Raw genomic sequence first — 24,666 nt, 5'->3', positions numbered from 1 at the left:
GCGCGCGTCGGACGCGGGTCGTCAGCGCTGGTGGTGGAGGCGTTCCAGCAGGAGGTAGGCACGTTGTTCGGCGGCGGCGAGTTCGGCGGGATCGATCCCCGCCGGCCACAGCTCTCCCGCGGCGGCGTCGTCGGCATCACGCAATTCGACCACTGCGAGCACCAGTTGGACCTGGACGTCCGGGTGCTGGGGTCCCGATCCTTCGGTGAGCGACCGTTCCGCGTGATCGGATGCCTTCGTGCAGGTGGCCAGCGCACGCTCGACGCGCAGCGCGGCATGGTCGTGGACGACCAGAAGGGCGCAGACGAGCCCGACGACGATGCCGAGCACGCTTCCCAGCACGCGGTCGGCGACGAGTTCCCCGGCAGGGGCGGGCGCGGCCAGGTCGCTCATCAGGAGGGCCAGCGGGGTGAGGAAGACGACGCCGAGGCCGTAGTTGCGCGGGACGAAGTACTCGAGGAGGAACTCGAGGAGCACGATCACGCAGGCCAGCGCCACCGGCTCCGGGTCTGTGGCCAGCACGCCCAGGGCGAGGAGCAGACCGATGACCGTGCCGAGGGTGCGTTGGACGGCGCGCTGGGCCGTGGTGCGCAGGTTGACGGAGTGCAGCACGGCGGCGGCGGAGATCGACGCCCAGTAGCTGTGCTCAAGCCCCCCGGCCACGGCCAGCCCGCCCGCGATACCGGTGCCCAGGACCATCCGCACCGCGGGAACGGCGAGGACGGCGCGGTGTTCGGGGCCACCGGCGCGTCGCCCCATCAGGAGTTCGGTGGCGCGCCAGGCGACAGGTTGGCCCGGTCCGGTGGCGGGGGCCACGGGAGTCATGGGCGCGTCCTCGCGGTCCTGCGCCGCCGGAGACGCGAGGGACAGCTCGGGCAGGAGTGCCGGCGGTCGGCGGCGCCGCTCGGTGAGGACTCGAGCCTGTCGGAGCAGCTGCTCCGCCGTCGCGGCGGGGTCAGTCGGCGGCCGGCGCGCCGAGTTGATCAGCAGTGACCAGGACAGGTCGGTGAGGCGTACGAAGATTCCGTCCCGGCCTGCCTGGTGCGCCTGCGTCGGAGGCGCGAGACCGAGTGAGTGGTACGCCTGGAGCACCGCAACGGTCGTGCGGTGTCGCGCCTGCCGTACGTCTCCGCCCGGTCCTCCGGGCCAGGTCAGCATTCCCGCGAGCTCACGCAGGGCCCTGGCGACAGCGAACCTCTGTGGCCGGTCCGGGTGCACGAGCCAGCCGGACACCCCGAGTACCCAGGCGACCGCGGCTCCGGCCGCGGCAAGCCCGGTCTGCGGGAGAACATCGGCGGTGGTGGGCGAGCCGTTGGCCGCCACCGCGAAGGAGAACAACAGCAGCACCGCGCCGAGCCCGCTCAACCGGGTCGCGTCACACGCCAGCTTCGCCACCCCGGCGACCACCGCCGTCGCCGCGACCACGACGGCGGCGCCCCCGCCCCCGGCTCCGGGACGGACCCAGGCCGCGAGAGCGGACCCGCAGCCCACGCACGCCGTCATGGCCACCGCCACCAGCGCGAGAACGCGAGCACGGCGCGGGTAGGGCAGGTTGCGCCCGAAGGTCGTCGTGAAGGCGCCCAGCATGGCGTAGACGGAAAGGTCGGGCCGACCCGCGATCGCCACCGGCAGTGCCACCAGCGCCATCGCCAAGGCGCCGCGTACGGCGAAGAGAAGCGCCCCGTCCGCCCGCTGGAGCGCGAGTGAGCCGCGCGGGGAGAGCAGGCGCACCGCGCTGACCACGGCAGGCCGCCAACCGTGCCTGGTCACGGCGGCGAGTGGGCGGCGGGAAGAAGGCATGTCCGGTATATACCACCGGCTCCGAGCGGGTTTCTGATCTGAACGCAGCCGAGTCGAGTCGAGCCAAGTCGAGCCAAACCGAGCTGAATCCAGTCTGTGTCCCCTCAGCGGACTTCGCCAGGCTGGCCGGAGGCGGAAAGACTACTGTGGTGATCCATGAGCCCATGGTTGCCCTTGTCCGCGGTTCCCCGGCTCGGTGTCTCCGTGGTTGCCGGTGCCGTGGTCGGGGCGATCGTCGGGGTGACGAACAACGCTGCGCTGGGTGTTCTCTCCGGTATCGCCGCGACCGAACTGGTCTTCGTACTGACGGGCTGGGCGGTGCTGTGGCCGATGGATGCCAAAGCCACCCGCGCCAATGTCCGACGTGAGGACTTCCAGCCCATCACCGACGAGCTCGTGATCGTCGGCGTCGCCCTGTGCGGCCTGGTCGCCACCGTACTGCTGCTCCTGCTCGGCAAATCCGAAAGCGGCCACGCCGCGGCGGCCGTCGCGCTCGGCGGCGTGTTCATGGCCTGGGCGGCGCTCCACCTCATGTACGCCACGCGCTACGCGTACCTGTACTACACAGCCTCCGGCGGGATCGACTTCAACAACGAAGACCCGCCCGCGTACAGCGACTTCCTCTACTTCAGCTACAACCTCGGCATGACCTACCAGGTGTCCGACACCAACGTCTCGACCTCGACGATCCGCGCGGTGGTGCTGCGGCACTCGTTGCTGTCGTACGTGTTCGGCACCAGCATCCTCGCCACGACGATCAACCTCGTCACAGGAATCGTCACCGGCTGACGTCGGCCGCACAGTGGCCCGACCGGGAATCGCGGTGGCATGGACGACACAGTCAGCAGCCGGACCCGGCGCGAACCGCATGCCGTGCTGATGTACACCGACGGGCTCGTCGAGCGGCGAGGCAGCGACCTCGACACCGACACGGCGCTCCTGCTGCGCGTCGCGGAGCGCCTGGCCCGCGCAGGCATCACGCCCGGCCACGACGGCCTGGAACGCTACGGGCAGGCCGTCGTGCAGGACATGGCCGGTGCACACCGGACCGACGACGCGACGCTGCTCGTCCTGCGCTGCCTGCACGTGCCGACGGCGCCGCACGGCGGGGCCTGAATGTTGAACCCCGCCCGCAGGGCGTCGCCGCCGACAGGACGTCCGGACCGGGCAGGGGGACACTGAGAAGGGCAGGGCGCGGCTCAGCCCCTATTTGTTATTGCCTTCGGCGCGGACTTCGATCGTTCGCCGCGTCACCGCCGCGGTCTTCGGCAGGCGCAGCGTCAGAACGCCGTCCGCCATATCCGCCTGGATACGATCGATATCCACATCGCCGGGAACACGAACTCCATAGGAAAAGGTCCCTGACCGGCGACGCAGAGCATTTCCGTCCGTGGTTTCCTCGACGGAACCGGAGATGTGCAGTTCCCTGCCGTCCACCTCTACATTCACGCGCTCACGACGGACACCGGGCAGTTCCGCGCGCACCACGTACGCGACACCCGAGTCCGCTTCCTCCACCACAGGCATCCAGTGCTGCGAGGGGCCGGCCGGCTGCGAAGAGCGCTCCAGCAGACGGCTCACCTCGCCCCACAGGTGCTGGAGCTCCGATGCCGGATCGGCCCCGGCCCACCAGGCAGTTCGTGCCGGATGCGACCGCGTGACGTCTGCGCGTTCATCCATGATGTGCTCTCCGACTCCATCGACTCTCGCGGCGCTCACCCGCCGGATTCCCTGACGACAGCCTGCGTCCCGGGCCTCCCGCCCGCAAACAGGCCCACGCCATTGGGTCGCATTCCCCTCCTGACTTGATTCCGTGGCTCAGGTGCGCCGATTTCGCTGCTGTTGCGGCCCAGCTGACATCGCGCTTGAGTTGAACCAATCTCTCTCGGCATCAGGAGCAGGCATGTCGATGTCCTTCGGTTCAGGGTTCGGCTCGTCCGATCCTTTCAACGAGTTGTTCAACCGGTTCTTCGGGATGTCGCCCGCATCCTCACCGCCGGCTGTCCAACGCGTGCCGATCGGACGGCTCTTGACGGATTCGTCGCAGGAACTCCTCGGTCTCGCCGCGCAGAGAGCGATCGAGGACGGGACCTCCGATCTCGACACCGAGCACCTGCTCTGGGCGACCACGAAGATCGATCCGACACGGAAGCTGCTCTCCCAGATCGGAGTGGACCCCGACGCGCTGTCGACGGAAGTCGCCGCTGTCCTTCCGCAGGAGTCCGGCCAGCCGTCGGCCGAGCCCGGACTCACCCCGGCGGCCAAGCGCACGCTCCAGGCCGCCTACTCCCATTCACAGGCGACCGGCGCCTCGTACATCGGCCCCGAGCACATCCTCGCGGCACTCCTGAGCGACGCCGACAGCGGCGCCGCCCGACTGCTGCGTGCGCAGGGCTTCAGCCCGGACCGCCTGGAGGGCCTCGCGGACCAGGCGTCCCGCACGAACGGGTCCGCCGCGGAGGCCAAGAAGCCGGCGACGACGCTCGACGAGTACGGCCGGGACCTGACGGAGGACGCGAAGGCCGGGATGCTCGACCCCGTGGTGGGGCGGGCCGACGAGATCGAGCAGACCATCGAGATCCTCTCGCGGCGCTCCAAGAACAACCCCGTACTCATCGGCGAGCCCGGCGTCGGAAAGACCGCCATCGTGGAGGGTCTGGCCCAGCGCATCGTGGCGGGCGAAGTCCCGGAAACCCTCAAGGACAAGCGAGTTGTCTCACTCGACCTCTCCGGCATGGTGGCCGGCGCGCAGTACCGCGGCCAGTTCGAGGAGCGCCTGAAGAAGGTCATCGAGGACGTCCAGAACGCCGGCGGCAGCATCATCCTGTTCATCGACGAGCTGCACACCGTCGTGGGCGCGGGAGCGACCGGCGAGGGCTCCATGGACGCGGGCAACATGCTGAAGCCCGCCCTCGCGCGTGGTGAGCTGCAGCTCGTGGGCGCGACGACCATCGACGAGTACCGCAAGCACATCGAAAAGGACGCAGCGCTGGAGCGCCGCTTCCAGCCCGTACTGATTCCGGAGCCGACCGTCGAGCAGACCGTGCAGATCCTGGAGGGGCTGCGCGACGCGTACGAGGCCCACCACCAGGTCCGCTTCGCCGACGGAGCCCTGGCGGCGGCCGCCGAGCTCTCCGACCGCTACATCAGCGACCGGTTCCTGCCGGACAAGGCCATCGACCTGATGGACCAGGCAGGCGCGCGGGTGCGGCTGCGCAGCGCCGCGCGCTCCACCGAGGTCGTCAGCCGCGAGGACCGCATCGCCAAACTGCGGCGCGAGCAGCAAGAGGCCGTGGCCGGTGAGGACTTCGAGAAGGCCTCCGAGTTCAAGGGGCAGATCGCCGAGCTCGAAGGCGAACTCGCGGGCATCGAGGAGCGGCGCGAGGGCGTCGTCTCGGTCACCGAGGCGGACATCGCCGACGTCGTCTCCCGCCGCACCGGCATCCCGGTCTCCCAGCTCACCGCGAGCGAGAAGGAGAAACTCCTCAACCTCGAGGCGGAGATGCACTCGAGGATCGTCGGCCAGGACGAGGCGGTCACCGCGGTCTCCCAGGCCGTGCGGCGCAACCGCGCGGGCATGGGCGACCCCAACCGCCCCGTGGGCTCCTTCCTTTTCCTGGGTCCCACAGGCGTCGGCAAGACCGAACTCGCGAAGACCCTCGCCGACCTGCTGTTCGGCGACGAGGATCACATGATCCGCTTCGACATGAGCGAGTTCCAGGAGAAGCACACCGTCGCCCGTCTCGTCGGCGCCCCTCCCGGATACGTCGGTTACGAGGAGGCCGGCCAGCTCACCGAGAAGGTCCGCCGACAGCCGTACAGCGTCGTGCTGTTCGACGAGGTGGAGAAAGCACACCCCGACGTCTTCAACACCCTGCTTCAGATCCTCGACGACGGACGGCTGACCGACGGCCAGGGCCGCACGGTCGACTTCCGCCACTGCGTCGTCATCATGACGTCCAACATCGGCGCCCACCGGATCCTCGCGCACCACGGTGACGTGTCCGAGATCAAGGACGACCTGATGGAGGACCTGCACGCCCGGTTTCTGCCCGAGTTCCTCAACCGCATCGACGACATCATCATCTTCCACGCCCTCACCCAGGACGACCTGTCGCAGATCGTGGACCACCTCCTGGACCAGAGCAAGCGCCGGGTGCTCGGACAGGGCATGACCCTAAACGTCACCGAGGCGGCCAAGAAACTGCTCGTCGCCCACGGCCACCAGCCGGAGTTCGGTGCGCGTCCGCTGCGGCGCACGATCCAGGCCGAACTCGACAACCGGATCGCGTCCATCCTGCTGAGCGGTGACGCGGAGCCCGGGGACACGATCGTCGCGGACGTGGAGAACGACACCATCCACTGCACCGTGAGGAAGGGCGAAGCCGCGGAGGAGGCGATGGCCGAAGGGTCCGCGGAGGAACCGCCCGCGGCCGGGGCGCAGCAGACTCCCGATGCCTGATCCGGTCGGGCGCGCCTGACGGCGCCTGAACCAAGGAGGACACATGGTCCGTCACCACAAGTCCAACCGAGCCGTCGAGGGCAACCCCGACGACCGGCGCGGCATGCCTCTGCGTCCCGACGTGGACGCACTCGAAAGGCGCACCCAGGAGGACCTGCGGGAGGTCGGGCTACGGGTGAAGGCGCCCGAGCGGCCCGCGAAGCAGTACGAGGAGATCCAGAGGGAGGTCGACCGCAAGGTCGACAGCGGCGAGACACCGAGCGGCAAGATGTCCCGGGCGGAGCGGGAGGCATTCCCGCCGACCCGCTACGACAGGTGACCTTCCCGCACACCGGCCACGACAAGTGAAGGGAGCTGGAATGAGCGGAGAGCCCGAACCGATGAGCGCCACCGAGCGCCGCGCACTCGAGCAGGAACTCGCCGACGTGACGGCCGAACGCGACGCGGACGCCGCCACGTTGCAGGACACCACCGAGGTGGGCGACCACGCCGACCAGGCCGACGAGTTGATCCGCTCCGACGAGGTGGACCGTCTCGACGCCCGCATCGACGAGATCAAGGTGCGCCTGCACGCCGCCGCCGACGCCGGCCGGCCCAGCACGGACGTCGTGGGCGTGGGCAGCACGGTCGAGGTGCGGTACGCGGACGACTCGGTGGAGACCGTCCAGATCGGCGAGGGCGCGGCGGTACTGGACCAGACACTGGTCACCGCCGACAGCCCGCTCGGCAGCGCGCTGCTGGGACACCGTGCGGGCGACAGCGTCAGCTATGCCGCGCCCGACGGGCAGGCGACAGTCACGGTCGTGTCCCTCGGCGAGTAGCCGGACGCGTCTACGGGCCCCCGGGTTCCCCCGGGAGGCGTTCCAGCGCGGCCGCCACATCGGTTTGCCGGGCGACTTCCGTCAGCGCGCGGGCCATGACCGAACCCGGCTCGCGGGCCGTGACCACGAGTCCGACCGGCACTGTGCGGGCGGGCTCGACGAGCGGCACCGCCCGCATGCCGTGCGGGACGCCGAAGACATGCAGCCACGCGTGCGGCACGATGCTGGCCCACCGGCCCGTCCTGACATGGGCGAACAGCGCGCCCACCGAGTCGGTCTCGATCCGGGGCGACGGCCGGGTCCCGGCCTCGGCGAACACCTCGTCCAGCACCCGGCGCCCCTGCATGGAGTCGGTCAGCAGGCACAGCGCCAACCGCGACGCCTCCGCCCACGTCGCCGTCGTCCGATGCGCCAGCGCATCGGCGGCCGTGATCAGGAGCACGTACCGCTCCTCGTACAGCGGGACGGTGTGGAAGTGCTCCGCAAGGTCCTTGTGCAGATAGGTGATTCCGGCGTCGATCTCGAAGTTCTGCAGCTGCCTCAGGATGTCCCGCGACTGGAGGTCCGCTATCACCTCCACGGTCACCAGCGGGTGCTCCGCGCAGAACGGGCCGGTCAGCAGGGAGACGGCGCCGGACGCGGTCGGGACCGAGCCGATCCGCATCCGGCCGCTCAGCCCGGTGCGCAGCGCGCCGACCTCGTCCTTGAGCGCGTCGCGATCGGCCAGGATCCGCTGCGCCCACACCACGATGCGCTCACCCTCGGGCGTGAGGCCCTCGTACTTGCGGCCGCGCCGGACCAGCGGCACGTCCAGCTCCTCCTCCAGCTTGCGGATCGCCTCCGAGAGGGCGGGCTGGGAGACGTAACAGGCCTGGGCGGCGCGGGCGAAGTGGCGCTCCCGCGAGAGGGCCACCAGGTATTCGAGTTGGCGAAACAGCACGCCACGGGTCTACCGGACGGCCCAGGGGAAAGCCAATCGGGCTCGCTCGCCGCCGGACGAGTCACCGGTCAGGACATCAGGCCACGGGCACCTGAGCCAGCCGCTCGGCACCGGTGTAGACGTTCATCGAGGTGCCGCGCAGGAAGCCGATCAGGGTCAGGCCGCTCTCGGCGGCGAGGTCCACGGCGAGCGACGACGGGGCGGAGACGGCCGCCAGCATCGGGATTCCGGCCATCAGTGCCTTCTGCACCAGCTCGAAGGAGGCCCGGCCGCTCACCATCAAAACGGTCTCGCGCAGCGGCAGCAGCCCCTCGCGCAGTGCGTGGCCGACGACCTTGTCGACGGCGTTGTGCCGTCCGACGTCCTCACGCAGGCACAGCATCTCCCCGTCGGCGCCGAACAGGGCGGCGGCGTGCAGGCCGCCCGTGCTGTCGAACACTTTCTGGGCCGCCCGCAGCCGGTCCGGCAGCGCCGTCACCAGCTCGGGACCGACGCGCAGCGGATCCTCGGAGACGGTCCACGCCGCCGAGGTGCGCACCGCTTCCAGGCTCGCCTTGCCGCACAGCCCGCACGAGGACGTCGTGTAGAAGTTCCGCTCGAGAGAGGCGTCAGGGGCGGCCACGCCGGGGCCCAGGGCCACATCCACGACGTTGTACGTGTTGCCGCCGTCGGATGTGGCGCCCGCGCAGTAGCGGATCCCGGCCACATCGCCGGCGGAGTGCACCACGCCCTCGCTCACCAGGAACCCGGCCGCGAGATCGAAGTCGTCGCCCGGTGTCCGCATGGTCACCGTGAGCGGACGTCCGCCCACCCTGATCTCCATCGGCTCCTCGACGGCCATCGTGTCAGGCCGGTACGAGGACACCCCGTCCCGAACTCGCAGCACACGCCGCCGCGCGGTCACGCGTCCCATGATGTTGCTCCTCTCTTCGGAGCAGTACTCCGATGTTGTCGACGATATGACTCATGGCGGACCTCGTCCTGCGGCCGTGCCATCAGGGAAGACTCAGACGGCTGTGCCTCGCCCTGACGGCCATGCACAGCAGGCCCACGGCCGCCATGCCCGCCAGGAGCTCCGGGTAGGGGGCGGTGCCGGCACCCGCCGTGAGGGCCAGCACGAGCGGCGTGAGGAAGCCGCTGTAGGTGGCGCCCTGGTAGAGGACCGCCGTCGAGGGGTGTGGGTCCTCGGTGGCATGAGCCGTTCGATCTCCATCAGGCCGGCCGCCGGCATGAGCCCGTATCCGGCGCCGAGCAGCGCCGCGGCGGCCATCACCAGAGCGGCGGAGTTCCGGTGCGCGGCGAATGCGCCCACCGTCAGTCCGCCGATCACGGTGACCATGGCAGCCAGGGTGGCCCGCGCGCTGTGCGCATGGTCCAGCCATACGGCAAGGGGCTGGGCGACGATGCCCATCGTGAGAGTCAGCGCCGTCACGAGACCGCTGAAGAGCGGCGCGTATCCGGGAACCCGGTTGGCCACCAGCGGCGGCAGCACGACGTACGCCACGGTCGCGGCGCCGAAGACCGCCGGGCTCGCGGGAAGCACGACCCACAGGAAGCGCCTGTTCCTGACGACCGCCCGGTGCAGTTCCACGGCACGGGACGTCACCGGGGCGGCACCGGGCACCGGCGCCGTCTCCGGTACGCGCCTGGTCGCGCCGAGCACGAGCAGGACCAGCAGACAGTGGGCGAGGCCGGGCAGCACCATCGGGTGCGGCAGCCACTCGGCGAGAGCGCCCGCCGTCACCGCACCGGCCGCGAAGCTGCCACCGGTGGCGTACGTCGCGCGTCGGGCGCCGGCACCCGGGCACCCGGCCCCGGCCGGCAGCTCTCGAAGCCATGTGGTGCCCGCGGTCAGGACGACACCCGCCGCGAATCCGGTGGCCGGGCGGCTCAGGTAGACGAGGTTCGGGCTCACCGGCGCCGCGGCCAGCAAGGCGCTCGCGACAGCGGACAGGGCCAGGGCGGGCCGGACTGTGAGGCATCGGCCCAGCCGATCCGCGGCCGGGCCGCCGAGCAGCAGACCGGGCACGAGACCCAGCAGGTAGGTGGTGAACATCGCGGCGACCGGTACTGCAGGCCAGTGCTCCTGCGTCCGGTACACCACCGCGAGCGGGGTGAACTGGTTCGCGCCCCACCCGGCGGCGAACACCGCGGCCGCCGCCGGAAGCCAACCGCGGACGGCGCGAGATGCGGGCATGCAGCCAAGTACCTTTCTGAACACGGTGCTTCGGCCCGCCGTCACGACGGGCGCTCCGAGAACTCCGGCACTGCCCGAATCTCTCCGGGAGTGCCGGGTGTCGGGTCAGCTCGGAGTGACGACGGGCTCCAGACGCACCACAACTCCCTTGGAAGTGGGGCAGTTGCTGATGTCGGCGACGCTGTCCAGCGGGACCAGGACGTTCGTCTCGGGGTAGTAGGCCGCGGCGGATCCGCGGCTCGCCGGGTAGGCGACGACCTTGAAGTTCTCGGCGCGGCGCTCCCTGTCGTCGTGCCAGACGCTGACCAGGTCGACCATGGTGCCGTCCTCGATGCCGAGCAGCTCGAGGTCCGCGGGGTTCACCATGACGACACGGCGGGCGTTGTGGATGCCGCGGTAACGGTCGTTGGGCGCGTACCAGATGGTGTTCCACTGGTCGTGCGAGCGCAGCGTCTGGAGCAGCAGGTGGCCCGCGGGCACGTGCGGCATGGTGAACTCGTTCTGCGTGAACACGGCCTTGCCGCTCGGGGTGTTGAAGACGCCGCGGTTGGCCGGGTTGGGCAGGTTGAAGCCACCCGGCACGGAGACACGCTCGTTGAAGTCCTCGAAGCCCGGGATGACGCGGGAGATCCGGTCGCGGACGGTGCCGTAGTCGTCCTCGAAGCCCTGCCACGGGATGCCGTACTTGTCGCCGATGGTCGCGAGGGCCATGCGGCTGATGATGGCGACCTCGCTGAGCAGGTGCGGGGAGGCCGGCGGCAGCTTGCCGCGGGAGGCATGCACGTCGCTCATCGAGTCCTCGACGGTGATGAACTGCTCGCCGGTGGCCTGGAAGTCCTTGTCGCTGCGGCCCAGGGTGGGCAGGATCAGCGCGGTCTCTCCGCACACCGTGTGCGAACGGTTGAGCTTCGTCGAGACGTGGGCCGTCAGGCTGCAGTTGCGCATCGCCTGCTCGGTGACCTCGCTGTCCGGGGTGGCCCGTACGAAGTTGCCGGCGACGCCGAGGAAGAACCTGGCGCGCTTCTCGTACATGGCGCGGATGCCGTCGACGGCGTCCAGGCCGTGGTGGCTGGGCGGCGTGAAGCCGAACTCCTTGCCCAGGGAGTCCAGGAACTTCTGCGGCATCCGTTCCCACACGCCCATCGTGCGGTCGCCCTGCACGTTGCTGTGGCCGCGCACCGGGCACGCGCCCGCACCGGGCTTGCCGATGTTGCCGCGCAGCATGAGGAAGTTGATGACTTCGCGGATGGAGGGGACGCCGTGCTTGTGCTGGGTGAGGCCCATCGCCCAGCACACAATGACCGACTCGGCCTTCAGGACGCGCTCGAAGACCTCGTCGATCTCCTCACGGGACAGGCCGGTGGCGTCGTAGATGTGCTCCCAGGTGACCTGGCGCGCGTGCTTCTCGAAGGCCTCGAAGCCGATGGTGTTCTTCTCGACGAAGGCGTGGTCGATCACCGTGCCCGGGTTGGCGTCCTCGGCCTCCAGGAGCAGCAGGTTCAGGGCCTGGAACAGGGCGAGGTCGCCGCCGGCCCGGATGTGCAGGAACTGGTCGGCGATCTGCGTGCCCTTGCCGACGATGCCGCGCGGGCGCTGCGGGTGCTTGAAGCGCAGCAGGCCGGCCTCGGGGAGCGTGTTGACGGCGACGATCTTGCCGCCGTTGCGCTTGGTCTCCTCCAGCGAGGACAGCATGCGCGGGTGGTTGGTGCCCGGGTTCTGACCCACGACGAAGACCAGGTCGGAGTTCTCCAGGTCATCGAGCGAGACCGTGCCCTTGCCGATGCCCAGAGTCTCCGACATCGCGGAACCGCTGGACTCGTGGCACATGTTGGAGCAGTCCGGCAGGTTGTTCGTGCCGTACGCGCGGGCGAAGAGCTGGAGGAGGAACGCGGCCTCGTTGTTGAGGCGGCCCGAGACATAGAAGAGGGCCTCGTCGGGCGAGGTGAGCTGTTTGAGCTCCTGGGCGAGGATGCCGAACGCCTCGTCCCAGCCGATCGGTTCGTAGTGGGTCGCGCCGGGGCGCTTGACCATCGGCTCGGTCAGCCGGCCCTGCTGGTTGAGCCAGTAGTCCGACTTGGAGTCCAGCTCGGCGATCGAGTGCTCGCGGAAGAAGTCACGGGTGACGCGGCGCGAGGTGGCCTCGTCGTTGATGTGCTTGGCGCCGTTCTCGCAGTACTCGTTCATGTGCCGCTTGCCCGGCGCGGGCTCGGGCCAGGCACAGCCGGGGCAGTCGATGCCCTTGGCCTGGTTGATGTTCAGCAGCGTCAGCATGGTGCGGCGCGGGGACGTCTGGCTGAGGGAGTACTCCAGCGCGTGCGTCACGGCGGGGAGACCCGTCGCCCAGGTCTTGGGGGGCGTGACCGTCAGGTCGTCGATCGGGTCCTCGATGCTGCTGCTCATGATCTGGTCTGCCTCTTTCTTCCGTGCACCTGGGTGGACGGGTCCCCGGAAACGGCCTGTTTTCCGTGCTCGCTTTTACGCGGTTCACTTACGCACGCCGTTCACGTATTACGCCTCATCGCCGCGAGAGAAGTTTCCTGCAATCCACGGGTGCCGTCAAAGAGGCATTTCCGATCACCTGATAGGTGCCGCTTATCACCGTACTTCCCTTGCCCCGCCTAGGGCCTGGGGTCCGATAGCCCTGACCGATGATGCCATCGAGAACCCCTCTTTGACTTCTTCGGGAAACCTTCCGATGATGATCGATGAGTGAGGAATGGGTGGAGTGGCGAAAGGAGTCGGATTCCGACCCCTGGATAATTCGCGAACCCTGGTCTCTAATGTTTCACCAACCCCGGCTTCCGGTATTTCATGGGAGGGCGCAACCGTGCTTGATCACAGCGACGATCCGACCGGTCCCGGTCTGTCCCGGCACGACACTGTGGAGCGCCTTCCCGGCGTTCCGTTGCCCCTCGTGGACCGCTTCGGGCGGGTCCACACGGACCTGCGGGTCTCCCTCACCGACCGCTGCAACCTGCGGTGCACGTACTGCATGCCGGCCGAGGGTCTGAACTGGCTGCCCCGTGCCGAAGTCCTCACCGACGACGAGGTCGTACGTCTGGTCCGTATCGGCACCGAGCGCCTCGGGATCACCGAGGTCCGGCTGACCGGCGGTGAGCCGCTGCTGCGCCGAGGCCTGCCCGGTCTGGTGGCCCGCCTGTCCGCCCTGGACCCGGCTCCGGAACTGTCGATCACCACCAACGGCATCGGCCTGGCCCGCAGTGCCGTCGCCCTGCGGGAGGCCGGGCTCAGCCGGGTGAACGTCAGCCTCGACACGCTGCGCCCGGAGCGGTTCGCCGAGATCACGCGGCGCGACCGGATCAAGGACGTACTGGCCGGGCTCTCGGCCGCGCGTGACGCAGGCCTGAACCCCGTGAAGATCAACGCGGTGCCGGTGCGGGGGGTCAACGACGACGAGATCGTCGACCTGACCGCGTTCGCGGCGGAGAACGGCTACCAGATGCGGTTCATCGAATCGATGCCGCTCGATGCGCAGGGTGCCTGGGACCGGGACCGGATGGTCACGGCGGCGGAGGTCCTCGACCGGCTCGGCGAGCGCTTCGAACTGGTGCCGGTCGGGCGGCAGGACAACGCGCCCGCGGAGGAGTGGCGGATCGCCGGCACGGAGGCCCTGGCGGGTGTCATCGCCAGTGTCACCCGACCGTTCTGCGGAACATGCGACCGCGTGCGGCTGACGGCGGACGGGCAGTTGCGCAACTGCCTCTTCGCCACCGAGGAGTCCGACCTGCGGTCCCTGCTGCGTCGGGGCGCCGACGACGCGACGGTGGAGGCGGCGTGGCGGACCTCGGTCGGCGGAAAGGGTCCCGGCCACGCGATCAACAGTCCGGAGTTCCGCCGCCCGGACCGCCCGATGTCGGCCATCGGCGGCTGACGGGCCCAGGGCCGCCCAAGACGGACTACGGGCCGAAGAAACGAACAAAGGTGAGCTGGATGCGCAAATGGATCGAGGACGTCAAGTCCGAACTCGGCGTCGACCTTGACGTCGATGTCGCCGAACTGCTCGACATGACCAAGGTCGTCGCCCATGGTGTGGCCCGCCCGGCGGCGCCACTGACCTCATTCCTGGTCGGCTATGCCGCCGCGCAGGCGGGCGGCGGGCCCGAGGCCGTCGCCGAGGCGAACCGCAGGGTGACGGCGCTGGCCGAGCGCTGGGCTGCCGAGCCCGAGAACAGCGCGGGGACCGCATGACCCCGGCAGGCACGCACACCCTGGACGGCACCGGGACAGCGGGAGTGACAGCAGACACCCACATGGCCTGGGAACAGGCCCGGCAGACAGCACGGGACTGCGTCGGACAGCCGCTGCCTGTCGTCAAGCGGTCCCTGGCGGACGCGCTCGGTCACGCTCTCGCCGAACCGTTGACGGCCCTCACCGATCTGCCGCCGTTCGACACGTCCGCGATGGACGGCTGGGCCGTGGCCGGACCGGGACCGTGGCTGGTGGGCGGCGCCGCCGTCCTGGCCGGCGACCGGTCCGCGCCGCTCAGCGACTACGGCACCGCCGTCCCCATCGCCACCGGCGCCCGGCTGCCGACGGGCGCAACGGCCGTGCTGCGAAGGGAACATGGGGAGTTCGACACCGAGGGCGGCACGCTGCACGATCGCTCCACCGGACCCGGCTCGGTGGCTCCGGGCCGCGACATCCGGCCGCGTGGCCAGGAGTGCCACGCGGGCGAGGTACTGATCCCGGCCGGCATCACGGTGACCCCCGCCGTGCTGGGACTCGCCGCGGCGGCCGGGTACGACCGGCTCGCCGTGCACCGCCGCCCGACCGTCGAACTTCTGTTACTGGGCGACGAGTTGCTGGAGTCCGGCCTGCCCCGGCACGGGCAGGTACGCGACGCGCTGGGCCCCATGCTGCCGCCGTGGCTGCGAAGTTGCGGCGCCGACGTGATCGGCAGCCGACGGGTGGCGGACGACTTGGGGCTGCTGCGGGAGGCCGTACACAACTCGCCCGCCGATGTCGTCGTCACCACCGGCAGCACCGCCGCCGGCCCGGTGGACTTCCTGCACGCCACCCTCGAAGAAGCGGGCGCCCGCCTGCTCGTCGACGCCGTCGCCGTACGGCCCGGCCACCCCATGTTGCTCGCCGAGCTGCTGCCGACTCCCGACGGCCGGACCCGCCGGTTGGTCGGCCTGCCCGGCAATCCACTTGCCGCCGTCGCCGGCACGGTGACACTGGCCGCGCCGCTGCTGCGGCGCCTCGGCGGGCACGCGGACGCGGAACCCTGCCGGATGCGCGCCGCCGCCCCGCTTCCGGGGCACCCGAGGGACACCCGGCTGCTGCCGGTGCACCGCACGGACCACGCAGTGGCACCGCTCCCGTTCGACGGCCCGGCGATGCTGCGCGGGCTGGCGTTCGCCGACGGCCTCGCGGTCGTCCCGCCCGGAGGCGTGCCCGCCGGGGCCACCGCGGAGGTCTTGGAGGTACCCGGACTGTGACCGCGTGGGAACCCCCGACGGCAACGGCGAACGGAACGACAGATCAGGGCAGTTCAGCAACAGGAGGCACAGTTGTGGCGACGCCGATGACGCCCGCCGGCACCATCCGCTACTGGGCAGCGGCCAAGGCGGCGGCCGGTACGGCGGAGGAGCCCTACCGCGCGGCGACACTCGCGGAGGCGCTGGAACAGGTCCGTTCGCGGCACGACGACCGTCCTCGGTTGGCGCGGGTGTTCGGCTACTGCTCGTTCCTCGTTGACGGCAGCCCGGTCGGCGGACGCGACCACGCTTCGGTCCAGCTCACCCCAGGGGGAACGATCGAGGTACTGCCCCCGTTTGCGGGCGGCTGACCCGGCCCAACTCCGTATGTATAGGCCGGAGTTCAAACTATCGGCCCCCGCGTACGACGCCACATCCCGCACCGTCCACCCTCAGGAACGAACCATGCCGCACACCCCGGACCCCTCAGGCCATCCCGTACAACTGCTCGCAATCCGCGACACCCCGCTCTCTCTGGACGAGGTGTACGAGACCGTGGGCGATGCCGCCGCCGGGGGCACCGCCGTCTTTGTCGGCACCGTGCGCAACCATGACGGCGGCAGGTCGGTGGAGGCCCTCGAATACAGCGCCCACCCCGCCGCAGAGAGCGAGTTGCGCCGGGTCGCCGAGAAGGTCGCCGCCGACTTCCCGGTCAGCGCCCTCGCAGCCGTCCATCGGACGGGCCGTCTGGCGATCGGCGACGTCGCCGTGATCGCGGCGGTCTCCTGCCCGCACCGCGCGGAGGCCTTCGCCGCCTGCGCCCGCCTCGTCGAGGACCTCAAGCACGAGGTGCCGATCTGGAAGCACCAGTTCTTCTCGGACGGCGACGAGGAGTGGGTCGGCGCCTGCTGACGCTCTTCCGCTGGTCACCATGGGTGTGTGGTCGGCGCCTGCCTTCGCCGCGGTCGTCCGAAGGTGCTCGACCGGGCCTCCTCGTCCGATCGAAGTGTCCAGACCGACGCTCCGGCGCGCAGCCCGTTGCGGCCGCCGCGCGGGTTGCCCGGCCGTCACGTAGGGTCGCCGTGCTGCTACGACAAGGCGGGAGTGCCCATGTCAGGACGGTTCGACGCGACGTTCCTGGTCGATCGGCCCGTCGACGAGGTCTTCGAGTATCTCGCCGACGGACGGAACGATCCGGAGTTCAGCCCCCGCGTGCTCAAGATCGAGCGCGTTCCGGACACCCCGACCAACATCGGCACCGTCTTCCGGAGCACCGTCAAGGACGCCGGGATGAAGACCGCGAGGGAGTTCCGCATCACCGCCCTCGACGCCCCGCTGAAGATCCGCTGGGCCGAGGTGTCGAAGAACAGCGTGATGGCACGGGAGGGCGGCTACGACCTGGAGCCGCTGTCCGACAGCCGGACGCAGGTCCGCATTTTCAACGTGCTGGAAGGCCACGGCATCGGCAAGCTCCTCGTCGGCCTGGCGCTCACCGCCGCCCGCAAGGACGCCGACGGCTTCGGCGCAAGGATCAAGGCGGCGGCCGAGGCGGCGATCCCCCCGCGCTGACACCCTTCCCCCGCAGTCCTTACCGGCGCAGGCTTCGGAATTATCACCATTGGGTCCCAGCCTGAGCACGGCTGCAACCTGCGTGACCCGCAACCGGTCTACCTGGCAGAGAACGCGTCAGGCGCATCGAGCGCCCTGCCAGGAAAGGCCCTTCCATGGGGGACATACGCAGACGGGGAGCCGTCGCACTCGGGATCACCGGACTCGTCGCACCGCTGACACTCGCGCTGGGCGCCGCGCCCGCGCAGGCCGCGAGCTGCACGACGTCGACCGGCCCCTATCAGAAGCAGGTGGAGCGGTTCCTCGGCCGGCCGGTCGACGGAAAGCAGTCCGCCGCGGACTGCAAGGCCGTCCAGGCCTTCCAGAACAAGCACGGGATCAGCCCGAACATCGGCTACGCGGGGCCTGTCACGTGGGGCGTGATGGACCTGATGAACAAACAGAAGGCCGTCGGCGGCAATCCCAACAAAGACGGCAAATGCCCCGTCAACAAGGGGCGCATCGCCTGCGTGAACCTGACGCTTCAGCTCAGCTGGATCCAGGACGGCAAGAACCTCGTCTACGGGCCGGTGCCGGTCCGCACCGGCCGTGACGGCTATGAGACCCGCACCGGCCTGAAGAAGATCTACTGGCGGCACATCGACCACGTGTCGAGCATCTACAACGTGCCCATGCCCTACAGCCAGTTCTTCGACGGCGGCCAGGCCTTCCACTCGGTCGGCGTGAGCATGTGGAACCCGCCCGGCTCGCACGGCTGCGTCAATATGACCGGTACCACCGCGAAGAAGTACTGGTCCCTGCTGAAGACGGGCGACGACGTCTACGTCTACGGCCGTAAGCCGGGCACCTGAGCCCAGCGGGCGGCCGCGAGGTCTCCGCTGTTCCCATTCCCCGGCGAGCTCGCAGGCGCCGTCTCGCACACCGTCGGAGCAGCCGGGCGAGGCGGGGGGTGAGGGCGCGGGCGCCACGCACAACGGGGCCGGGTCGTCGGCGCGACCGAGCAGCGACGGCGGTGCCACGGCCTCGCAGCCGCCGGCCCCGCCCACGCCCAGGCCGAGCTCTGTGTCGAAGAGTTGCAGCGGCTGGACCCACCGCGACCCGAACCCGGGAACGTACGGCTACATGTCCGGCAGCTACCACATGGTGACCGGGCCGTACCAGACGTGCTCGTCGGTAGCCCTGGCCGAGAACGGCTCCAAGCTCTGGTACCACTGCTCGGTCGTCAACGCGTACGGCAACTGGACGTATGTCCGCGTGGCGGGCGCGGACACGTCGGGCTGCGACCCCGACCGTGCCCGCCGCCACTCACGTCTCGCCGCCTACGCCCAGGCCTGCCGGAAGGCGCCGCCCATGTGGTGTGCGTGTGTGACCCGGCGGTCGAGATCGTCAACGGCGCCTGCTACGACCGCGACACGCGGGTGGATCCGGCCCCGGCCGCGACGGAGGACCGCACGGTACGACACCTCAACAAGCTCGCAGATCCACTGATCGTCCGGGCTGCATGAACTTCCTTCACTGGCAACGGAGTTGCTGGCCCCGTACAGGCGGTGCGCTCTCAGTAGCGCGTCGACGCCCCCGACTGGTTGGTGAGGTTGTTCCTGGGGTCCATGGAAGACGTACCGGCAGGCCCCGGGCAAGCTCGACCCAGGTTCCCTGATGCGCCCCTGACGTGCGCATACGTGCCCTTGATCCGCGCCTCCCCGAGAGGCCGCGCGGCGGAGACGTCAAGGTCTCGTCAAACAGGCCTGAAGAGGCGTCAGGAGGGCGTAAACGCGGGCCGCTCGTGGCCGAATCCGGTCGCAGGCTGGGCGACACGGGGGCGGGTGATCGTCCGTGGTGTGAACGGGGGAGGGCTCATGACCATCACGGTGGGAACCGCAAGTGGTCCTGAAGCGGAGGAGAGGACTGTCGCCCCTCCACAGCAGGGACCGGTCGCCCCGCCACGGGGCGCATCCGGTCCGCGGCCTCGACGGGGGCCGCGGACCGGTGGCCCCTGGCGGCGCCTCCGGAGTGAGACCGTGGCCGCGCGGGCCGCTCTGCACCGCCGTTTCTGGGCCACCCTGCCCGCGCGGCTGCGCCTCCTGCGCGCGGTCACGGTCTCGCTCGCCGTCGCCCTGGCCCTGCTGCTCGCCCTCGCCGGGATCGGTCTCACCGGCACCTGGGACGCCGTCGCGGGCCGTGACGCGCCCCGCTCCACCAGCGCCGCCGCTCTCGATCTCGCGCTCAACGACATGGACGCGCAGGCCGCCAACATCCTGTTGTCCAGCGGCAACGCGGGCAAAGGGAGATTGGACACGCCGTACGAGAAGGCGGTCGGCTTCTACGGTGAATCCCGCCGCGACATCGGACACGACTTGCGGACGCTCGCCGTCGCCGCGCAGGGCGACCGCACCGACGAGCACACGGTGGAGTCCCTCACCGACGACTTCGCCGAATACCAGGAGCTGATCGGGCGCGCCCTGGAGAACGACGGCCACCGCGGCGGGAAGACGGCCGCTCTCACCGACCATCGCAAGGCCACCGATCTGCTGCGCACCCGACTCCTTCCGGGTGCACGCAAGTTGGTGGCCTCCAACGACGCCGTCTACGAGCGAGACGACCGCAGGATCCGCGCCCTGCTGGCGGCCGGCAAGGAGCGCGAGGCCGTCGAGTTCTGCATGGGATGGGAGGCGGGCACATCCAACGCGCACTTCGGTGAGTGGATGGCCGCTCTCGACAAGGTGACCGACATCAACCGGCAGCACTTCACCGCATCCGTACGGGACGGCAGGTCCGCCGTGACCGGGCAACTCCCATGGGCTTGCGGACTGTTGCTCGCGGCGATGGCGCTCACGGCGTCGGGGCTGCGGCCGCGGTTTGCCGAGTTCCGCTGAGCGGCCGCCGCCATGAGGGCGTCAAGACGGCGTCAAGGTCCACCTGAGGAGCGCCAAGGATGCGCTAACGACCGCCCCCGACCGCCCTCGACCGGCACCGGAAGGGCTTCGGTAGGAGAAGCGCCCCCTCCCCTCACGAGCGTTGAACCAGCGAGCAGAGAGCTTCGGCTGCGATGAGTGACGTACGGCCCGGACGACTGAAGGTCTACCTCGGAGCTGCCCCGGGCGTCGGCAAGACCTACCGGATGCTCGACGAGGGGCGCCGCCGGGCCGCCCGTGGCGCGGACGTGGTGGTGGGGTTCGTCGAGTGCCACGGTCGGCCGCACACGGAGCGGATGCTGGAGGGGCTGGAGGTCCTGCCACGTGCGCGGTGCGAGCACCGGGGCGAGGTGTTCACGGAGATGGATCTCGAAGCGGTGCTCGACCGGCGCCCCGAGGTCGCGCTCGTCGACGAGCTGGCGCACACGAACGTCCCCGGCGGGCGCAACCCCAGGCGCTGGCAGGACGTCGAGCGCCTTGTGGCGGCCGGGGTCGACGTGATCACGGCGGTCGACATCCAGAACCTGGAGTCCCTCAAGGACGTCGTCGAGAAGATCACCGGGGTGCCGCAGCACGAGACGGTGCCGGACGAGGTCGTCCGCAGGGCCCGGCACATCGAGCTGGTGGACATGGAGCCCGAGGGGTTGCGCCGACGCATGGCGCACGGCAACGTCTACCCGCCCGAGAAGATCGACGCGGCGCTCGCCAACTACTTCCGGCCCGGCAACCTGACCGCGCTGCGCCAGCTCGCCCTGCTGTGGGTCGCCGACCGTGTCGACGAGGCGCTCCAGTCGTACCGGGCCGAGCACGCGATCGGCCGGGTGTGGGAAACCCGCGAACGGGTCGTCGTGGCCCTGACCGGTGGGCCGGAGGGCGACACGCTCATCCGGCGGGCCGCCCGAATCGCCGACCGCTCGTCCGGCGGCGACCTGTTCGCCGTGCACGTGGCGCGCAGCGACGGACTGGCAGCCGGAGTCTCGCACGCCTCACTCACCCGGCAACGGCGGCTCGTCGAGGATCTCGGCGGCAGTTACCACTCGGTGGTCGGCGTCGACGTCGCCGCCACCCTGGTGGAGTTCGCCCGCGCCGAGGACGCCACCCAGCTCGTACTCGGCTCCAGCCGTCGCGGCCGCCTGGAGAGGTTCCTGACGGGACCCGGCACCGGCGAGACCGTCGTCGCGCTCTCGGGTGACATCGACGTCCACCGGGTCACCCACGAGCGCGCCGGGCGCGGCACCCTGCTCCCCTCCAGGCGCCGTACCCTCTCGACGCCCCGCCTGATCGCGGGACCGGTGGCCGGGCTGGCCCTGCCCGTGCTGCTCACCGTCGTCCTCGCCCAGGTCCGCGGCACCGTGAACCTCACCAGCGAGGCCCTGCTGTTCCTGCTCACCGTGGTGGGTGTGGCCTGCATAGGCGGCGTCGTGTCGGCGGTGATCGCGTCCGCCACCGCCTCTCTCCTCCTCAATTACTGGTTCATCCCGCCCATAGGCCGGTTCACGATGGACGATCCGAACGCGTTGCTGGCTCTGGTGGTCTTCACCGTGGTGGCCGCCGTGGTGGCCGCGGTCGTCGACCGCTCCCTGCGCCTGTCCAGGCGCTCGGCCCGTGCCACCGCAGAGGCGGAGACGATGTCCTCGCTCGCGGGCAGCATCGTGCGCGGCGGCCAGACGATTCCGGCCCTGCTGGAACGTACGCGGGAGACCTTCGGGATGGCATCCACGGAACTGGTCGACGAGCCCCCCGACACGGGGAACGGGACAGAGCCCGTGACGGCCGTGCCGGCGGGGTCCGGCGCCTTCCTGGTGCTGCGCGGCCGCACCCTGTCGTCATCCGAGCGGCGGGTCCTGGCCGCCTTCGCCGCGCACGTGGGGGGCGCCGTCGAACGGGCCCGGCTCGCCGAGGCCGCCGCCGAGGTCGAACCGGTCAAGGCCGCCGACCGTATGCGGACAGCACTGCTGCGGGCCGTCGGCCACGACCTGCGTACCCCGCTCGCGGCGGGCTGGGCCGCCGTCGCCTCGCTGCGCAGCAGCGACGTGGAGTTCTCGCCCGCGGACCGGGACGAGCTCCTCGCCACCGCCGACGAGTCCATGGCCAAGCTCAACCAGCTGGTGGAGAACCTGCTCGACCTCAGCCGCCTCCAGGCGGGTGTCCTCACGCTGAATCTGCGCGTCACCGGCCTGGAGGAGGTCTTGCCGACCGCACTGGACTCGCTGCCCCCGGGCGGCCCCGAGGTCGAGTCCGGCAGCCTCGAGCAGCTCCCGGCCGTACTGGTCGATCCTCCGCTGCTGGAACGAGTGATCGCCAACCTTGTGTCCAATGCCGCCGGTCACACCCCGCCCGGGGGCAAGGTGCTGGTGACCGCCAGTGCCCTGGCGGGCCGGGTGGAAGTACGTGTCGTGGACCGTGGGCCGGGCCTTCCACCGTCCGGCAGGGACCGCCTCTTCGAACCCTTCCAACGTCTCGGCGACACCGACAACACCACCGGCCTGGGCCTGGGCCTGGCCCTCTCGCGGGGGCTGACCGAGGCGATGAACGGGACCCTCACCCCCGAAGACACACCCGGCGGTGGCCTGACCATGGTCGTGTCGCTGCCCACCGCCGAGCAGAACGAGCAGCTCGAGCAGAACGAGCAGCTCGAGCAGAACGAGCAGCTCGAGCAGAACGAGCAGCTCAAGCAGAACGAGCAGACGGACGCATCCGCATCCGCGTGATGCGCAGCGCGCAGGAGGTGCCTCGTGAGGACCGGAAGCCGCAGATGGACGCCCCGCCGCACCAGAGGTGACGCAGTGCCGGGCCATTGGCCACCACGGGACCGGTTCGCCCTGGCGGCGGGCCTGGCAGTCCCCTTCCCGGTGGCACTCGCGCTCGTGCCCTTCCGCACGGACCTGTCGCGCACCAACGCGGCGCTGATCCTGGTCGTGGTGGTCGTCGCGGTCTCGGCCGTGGGCAGCCGCGCGGCGGGCGCGCTCTCGGCGCTGTCGGCGGCGGCCTGGTTCGACTTCTTCCTGACCCGCCCGTACGAGACCTTCGACGTCACCTCCTCCGCGGACGTCGAGACGGCGGTACTGCTGCTGATCGTCGGCCTGATCGTGTCCCAGCTCGCGGCCCGGGCGCGCCGCCTCGAGGTGATCACAGTGACCGACGCCGGCCATCTCGCGCGCATCCACGAGACCGCCCGCCTCGTCCAGTCGGCCAAGTCCTCGGACATCGTGGTCGACCACGTCCGGTGCGAACTGACCGAACTCCTGGGCCTGCGCGCCTGTCGCTTCGAGTACGGCACCCTCATGGGCCGGCCGCCCCGCCTGGAGCAGGACGGGAAGGTGATGGTCGGCCGCAGGAAGTGGGACGTCGACGGCGCGGGCTGGCCTGAGGGCGAGATCGAACTGCGCGCGTACGGCAACGGCCGCTACCTCGGCCGCTTCATGCTCACGCCGGGCCCGGGCGCCGTACCGCCGCTCCAGGCCCGCCTGGTCGCGGTGACCCTCACCGACCAGACAGGCGCGGTGCTGGACTCGGCGGGGCCGGTCAGGCAGGGCTGACGCGGGACTCGGCCGAGGGCGGTGGAACTGACCGCGGGGACCGTTCTGACGAATTCCCTCTCCGCGTGGTGGTGCCTTCCCTCCGGTCGGCCCGGTGGCCGTAAGAGTCGCGTCAAAGGGGTGCACATCGACGTAAGGGAGCCGTCAACGACGCTCAGATCCGGCCAGAGAGGCGGTTTCCTCTAACCGTCCGCACCACTCTTCCAGACCTTTTCCAGGAGCTCACGATGGCCGACGTGGCCTTCGTCGTCACCACGATCGCGGTTTTCGCGCTGGTGGCGCTTGTCGCCAAGGGGGTGACGAAGCTGTGACTGCCGAGAACATCGTCGGCCTGATCGTGGCCGTCTCCCTGCTGGGCTATCTCGTCCTCGCCCTGATCTTCCCGGAGAGGTTCTGACCGTGACATCAGCTGCTGTCGCAGCGGGCGGTATGAGCCCCGTGCTCGCCGCCGTGCTCCAATTGCTGGCTCTGATCGCGGCACTGGCACTCGCTTACCGTCCCCTGGGTGACTACATGGCCCGGGTCTATTCCTCCGACAAGCACCTGCGTGTGGAGAAGTGGATCTACAAGGGCATCGGCGCCAATCCGAACACCGAGATGCGCTGGATGGCATACCTCCGTGGTGTGCTGGCGTTTTCCGCGGTGAGCGTCCTCTTCCTGACTTGTTGCAGCGTTTCCAGGGCAGTCTGCCGGGTTCGCTGGGCTTCGAGGCGATCGACCCGGACCAGGCGTTCAACACGGCCGCGTCGTTCGTCGCCAACACCAACTGGCAGTCGTACTACGGCGAGCAGGCCATGGGTCATGTGGTGCAGACGGCCGGCTTGGCGGTGCAGAACTTCGTCTCCGCGGCCGTCGGTATCGCGGTGGCCATCGCCCTCGTGCGGGGCTTCGCCCGTTCGCGCACCGGTGAGCTGGGCAACTTCTGGTCGGACCTGGTGCGCGGCACGGTCCGCATCCTGATCCCGATCTCGGTGGTCGGTGCGAT

The 24,666-nt window shown here is 70.1% G+C and carries 23 protein-coding genes and 2 pseudogenes; 18 read left to right on the top strand and 7 right to left on the bottom strand.

Features of this window, described 5'->3' with window-relative positions:
• Positions 1 to 21: 21 nt before the first annotated feature.
• Positions 22 to 1,800: an FUSC family protein gene (locus tag ACWFR4_RS37410; protein WP_453656275.1), complete on the bottom strand. Its 1,779-nt coding sequence runs from the start codon at positions 1,798 to 1,800 to the stop codon at positions 22 to 24.
• A gap of 156 nt (positions 1,801 to 1,956) precedes the next feature.
• Between ACWFR4_RS37410 and ACWFR4_RS37405 the strand changes: the two genes are divergently transcribed.
• Both ACWFR4_RS37405 and ACWFR4_RS37400 read left to right on the top strand, forming a co-directional pair.
• The gene (locus ACWFR4_RS37405; protein ID WP_453656274.1) at positions 1,957 to 2,589 is read left to right on the top strand and encodes a DUF1345 domain-containing protein; all 633 of its coding nucleotides are present in this window, start codon (positions 1,957 to 1,959) and stop codon (positions 2,587 to 2,589) included.
• A 39-nt stretch (positions 2,590 to 2,628) separates the two neighbouring features.
• Positions 2,629 to 2,916 carry a SpoIIE family protein phosphatase gene (locus ACWFR4_RS37400; protein ID WP_453467469.1) on the top strand — a complete coding sequence of 96 codons (288 nt, stop codon included), beginning with the start codon at positions 2,629 to 2,631 and terminating at the stop codon, positions 2,914 to 2,916.
• A 90-nt stretch (positions 2,917 to 3,006) separates the two neighbouring features.
• On the opposite strand, the gene ACWFR4_RS37395 is transcribed toward ACWFR4_RS37400, so the two are convergent.
• Entirely contained in the window at positions 3,007 to 3,480 is a 474-nt protein-coding gene (locus tag ACWFR4_RS37395) for an Hsp20/alpha crystallin family protein (RefSeq protein WP_453656273.1), read from the bottom strand.
• A gap of 223 nt (positions 3,481 to 3,703) precedes the next feature.
• Here ACWFR4_RS37395 and ACWFR4_RS37390 point away from each other — a divergent pair, with 223 nt between their 5' ends.
• From ACWFR4_RS37390 to ACWFR4_RS37380, 3 genes are read left to right on the top strand one after another with little or no spacing between them, the layout of a single operon-like run.
• Complete coding sequence (locus tag ACWFR4_RS37390) at positions 3,704 to 6,262, top strand: AAA family ATPase (protein WP_453656272.1); 2,559 nt, start codon at positions 3,704 to 3,706, stop codon at positions 6,260 to 6,262.
• 43 nt (positions 6,263 to 6,305) lie between these two features.
• Positions 6,306 to 6,581 (top strand): hypothetical protein, encoded by a 276-nt coding sequence (locus ACWFR4_RS37385; RefSeq protein ID WP_453467463.1) that lies wholly within the window; start codon positions 6,306 to 6,308, stop codon positions 6,579 to 6,581.
• A 40-nt stretch (positions 6,582 to 6,621) separates the two neighbouring features.
• Positions 6,622 to 7,083, top strand: a complete 462-nt coding sequence (locus ACWFR4_RS37380; RefSeq protein ID WP_453467461.1) for a GreA/GreB family elongation factor — start codon at positions 6,622 to 6,624, stop codon at positions 7,081 to 7,083.
• Between the two features lie 10 nt (positions 7,084 to 7,093).
• Here ACWFR4_RS37380 and ACWFR4_RS37375 read toward each other — a convergent pair whose 3' ends face one another.
• From ACWFR4_RS37375 to ACWFR4_RS37360, 4 genes are all read right to left on the bottom strand, one after another.
• A complete protein-coding gene (locus ACWFR4_RS37375) occupies positions 7,094 to 8,023 on the bottom strand; it encodes a LysR family transcriptional regulator (protein WP_453656271.1) in 930 nt (309 codons plus the stop codon).
• Between the two features lie 76 nt (positions 8,024 to 8,099).
• Positions 8,100 to 8,936, bottom strand: coding sequence for a formate dehydrogenase accessory sulfurtransferase FdhD (fdhD, locus tag ACWFR4_RS37370; RefSeq protein ID WP_453656270.1), 837 nt, complete (start codon positions 8,934 to 8,936; stop codon positions 8,100 to 8,102).
• Between the two features lie 93 nt (positions 8,937 to 9,029).
• A complete protein-coding gene (locus ACWFR4_RS37365) occupies positions 9,030 to 10,220 on the bottom strand; it encodes an MFS transporter (RefSeq protein WP_453656269.1) in 1,191 nt (396 codons plus the stop codon).
• A gap of 105 nt (positions 10,221 to 10,325) precedes the next feature.
• Positions 10,326 to 12,620 carry an FdhF/YdeP family oxidoreductase gene (locus ACWFR4_RS37360; RefSeq protein WP_453656268.1) on the bottom strand — a complete coding sequence of 765 codons (2,295 nt, stop codon included), beginning with the start codon at positions 12,618 to 12,620 and terminating at the stop codon, positions 10,326 to 10,328.
• Between the two features lie 481 nt (positions 12,621 to 13,101).
• On the opposite strand from ACWFR4_RS37360, the gene moaA reads away from it, so the two are divergent.
• The 7 genes and pseudogenes from moaA (at position 13,102) to ACWFR4_RS37325 (ending at position 18,081) form a co-directional block, all read left to right on the top strand.
• Positions 13,102 to 14,112 carry a GTP 3',8-cyclase MoaA gene (moaA, locus tag ACWFR4_RS37355; protein WP_453656326.1) on the top strand — a complete coding sequence of 337 codons (1,011 nt, stop codon included), beginning with the start codon at positions 13,102 to 13,104 and terminating at the stop codon, positions 14,110 to 14,112.
• 68 nt (positions 14,113 to 14,180) lie between these two features.
• Positions 14,181 to 14,429, top strand: a pseudogene (locus tag ACWFR4_RS37350) (DUF6457 domain-containing protein); the annotation flags it as partial.
• Between the two features lie 62 nt (positions 14,430 to 14,491).
• Entirely contained in the window at positions 14,492 to 15,682 is a 1,191-nt protein-coding gene (locus ACWFR4_RS37345) for a molybdopterin molybdotransferase MoeA (protein ID WP_453656325.1), read from the top strand.
• 86 nt (positions 15,683 to 15,768) lie between these two features.
• Positions 15,769 to 16,032, top strand: coding sequence for a MoaD/ThiS family protein (locus tag ACWFR4_RS37340; RefSeq protein ID WP_453656324.1), 264 nt, complete (start codon positions 15,769 to 15,771; stop codon positions 16,030 to 16,032).
• A gap of 94 nt (positions 16,033 to 16,126) precedes the next feature.
• Positions 16,127 to 16,573 carry a molybdenum cofactor biosynthesis protein MoaE gene (locus ACWFR4_RS37335; RefSeq protein WP_453656267.1) on the top strand — a complete coding sequence of 149 codons (447 nt, stop codon included), beginning with the start codon at positions 16,127 to 16,129 and terminating at the stop codon, positions 16,571 to 16,573.
• Between the two features lie 198 nt (positions 16,574 to 16,771).
• The gene (locus ACWFR4_RS37330; protein WP_453469289.1) at positions 16,772 to 17,230 is read left to right on the top strand and encodes an SRPBCC family protein; all 459 of its coding nucleotides are present in this window, start codon (positions 16,772 to 16,774) and stop codon (positions 17,228 to 17,230) included.
• A gap of 155 nt (positions 17,231 to 17,385) precedes the next feature.
• Positions 17,386 to 18,081: a L,D-transpeptidase family protein gene (locus tag ACWFR4_RS37325; RefSeq protein ID WP_453469288.1), complete on the top strand. Its 696-nt coding sequence runs from the start codon at positions 17,386 to 17,388 to the stop codon at positions 18,079 to 18,081.
• Between the two features lie 282 nt (positions 18,082 to 18,363).
• On the opposite strand, the gene ACWFR4_RS37320 is transcribed toward ACWFR4_RS37325, so the two are convergent.
• Complete coding sequence (locus ACWFR4_RS37320) at positions 18,364 to 18,501, bottom strand: hypothetical protein (RefSeq protein WP_453656266.1); 138 nt, start codon at positions 18,499 to 18,501, stop codon at positions 18,364 to 18,366.
• A 90-nt stretch (positions 18,502 to 18,591) separates the two neighbouring features.
• On the opposite strand from ACWFR4_RS37320, the gene ACWFR4_RS37315 reads away from it, so the two are divergent.
• The 6 genes and pseudogenes from ACWFR4_RS37315 to ACWFR4_RS37290 all read left to right on the top strand — a co-directional run.
• Complete coding sequence (locus tag ACWFR4_RS37315; RefSeq protein WP_453469286.1) at positions 18,592 to 18,735, top strand: hypothetical protein; 144 nt, start codon at positions 18,592 to 18,594, stop codon at positions 18,733 to 18,735.
• Between the two features lie 513 nt (positions 18,736 to 19,248).
• Entirely contained in the window at positions 19,249 to 20,103 is an 855-nt protein-coding gene (locus ACWFR4_RS37310) for a hypothetical protein (RefSeq protein WP_453656265.1), read from the top strand.
• A 173-nt stretch (positions 20,104 to 20,276) separates the two neighbouring features.
• Positions 20,277 to 22,853, top strand: coding sequence for an ATP-binding protein (locus tag ACWFR4_RS37305; RefSeq protein ID WP_453656264.1), 2,577 nt, complete (start codon positions 20,277 to 20,279; stop codon positions 22,851 to 22,853).
• 24 nt (positions 22,854 to 22,877) lie between these two features.
• Entirely contained in the window at positions 22,878 to 23,681 is an 804-nt protein-coding gene (locus ACWFR4_RS37300; protein ID WP_453656263.1) for a DUF4118 domain-containing protein, read from the top strand.
• Positions 23,682 to 23,988: 307 nt separating this feature from the next.
• Positions 23,989 to 24,078: a K(+)-transporting ATPase subunit F gene (gene kdpF, locus ACWFR4_RS37295; protein ID WP_351775843.1), complete on the top strand. Its 90-nt coding sequence runs from the start codon at positions 23,989 to 23,991 to the stop codon at positions 24,076 to 24,078.
• Positions 24,079 to 24,194: 116 nt separating this feature from the next.
• A pseudogene (locus ACWFR4_RS37290) lies at positions 24,195 to 24,666 on the top strand (potassium-transporting ATPase subunit KdpA); the annotation flags it as partial.

The sequence above is a fragment of the Streptomyces sp. NPDC055140 genome, from assembly GCF_053607285.1.
This window is presented reverse-complemented; position numbering and strand designations above follow the sequence as displayed.

Bases quoted from the DNA above. Each gene is read 5' to 3' on its own strand.
- ACWFR4_RS37410 (WP_453656275.1), bottom strand. From the start codon at position 1,800: ATGCCTTCTTCCCGCCGCCCACTCGCCGCCGTGACCAGGCACGGTTGG.
- ACWFR4_RS37405 (WP_453656274.1), top strand. From the start codon at position 1,957: ATGAGCCCATGGTTGCCCTTGTCCGCGGTTCCCCGGCTCGGTGTCTCC.
- ACWFR4_RS37400 (WP_453467469.1), top strand. From the start codon at position 2,629: ATGGACGACACAGTCAGCAGCCGGACCCGGCGCGAACCGCATGCCGTG.
- ACWFR4_RS37395 (WP_453656273.1), bottom strand. From the start codon at position 3,480: ATGGATGAACGCGCAGACGTCACGCGGTCGCATCCGGCACGAACTGCC.
- ACWFR4_RS37390 (WP_453656272.1), top strand. From the start codon at position 3,704: ATGTCGATGTCCTTCGGTTCAGGGTTCGGCTCGTCCGATCCTTTCAAC.
- ACWFR4_RS37385 (WP_453467463.1), top strand. From the start codon at position 6,306: ATGGTCCGTCACCACAAGTCCAACCGAGCCGTCGAGGGCAACCCCGAC.
- ACWFR4_RS37380 (WP_453467461.1), top strand. From the start codon at position 6,622: ATGAGCGGAGAGCCCGAACCGATGAGCGCCACCGAGCGCCGCGCACTC.
- fdhD (WP_453656270.1), bottom strand. From the start codon at position 8,936: ATGGGACGCGTGACCGCGCGGCGGCGTGTGCTGCGAGTTCGGGACGGG.
- ACWFR4_RS37365 (WP_453656269.1), bottom strand. From the start codon at position 10,220: ATGCCCGCATCTCGCGCCGTCCGCGGTTGGCTTCCGGCGGCGGCCGCG.
- ACWFR4_RS37360 (WP_453656268.1), bottom strand. From the start codon at position 12,620: ATGAGCAGCAGCATCGAGGACCCGATCGACGACCTGACGGTCACGCCC.
- ACWFR4_RS37345 (WP_453656325.1), top strand. From the start codon at position 14,492: ATGGCCTGGGAACAGGCCCGGCAGACAGCACGGGACTGCGTCGGACAG.
- ACWFR4_RS37340 (WP_453656324.1), top strand. From the start codon at position 15,769: ATGACGCCCGCCGGCACCATCCGCTACTGGGCAGCGGCCAAGGCGGCG.
- ACWFR4_RS37335 (WP_453656267.1), top strand. From the start codon at position 16,127: ATGCCGCACACCCCGGACCCCTCAGGCCATCCCGTACAACTGCTCGCA.
- ACWFR4_RS37330 (WP_453469289.1), top strand. From the start codon at position 16,772: ATGTCAGGACGGTTCGACGCGACGTTCCTGGTCGATCGGCCCGTCGAC.
- ACWFR4_RS37325 (WP_453469288.1), top strand. From the start codon at position 17,386: ATGGGGGACATACGCAGACGGGGAGCCGTCGCACTCGGGATCACCGGA.
- ACWFR4_RS37305 (WP_453656264.1), top strand. From the start codon at position 20,277: ATGAGTGACGTACGGCCCGGACGACTGAAGGTCTACCTCGGAGCTGCC.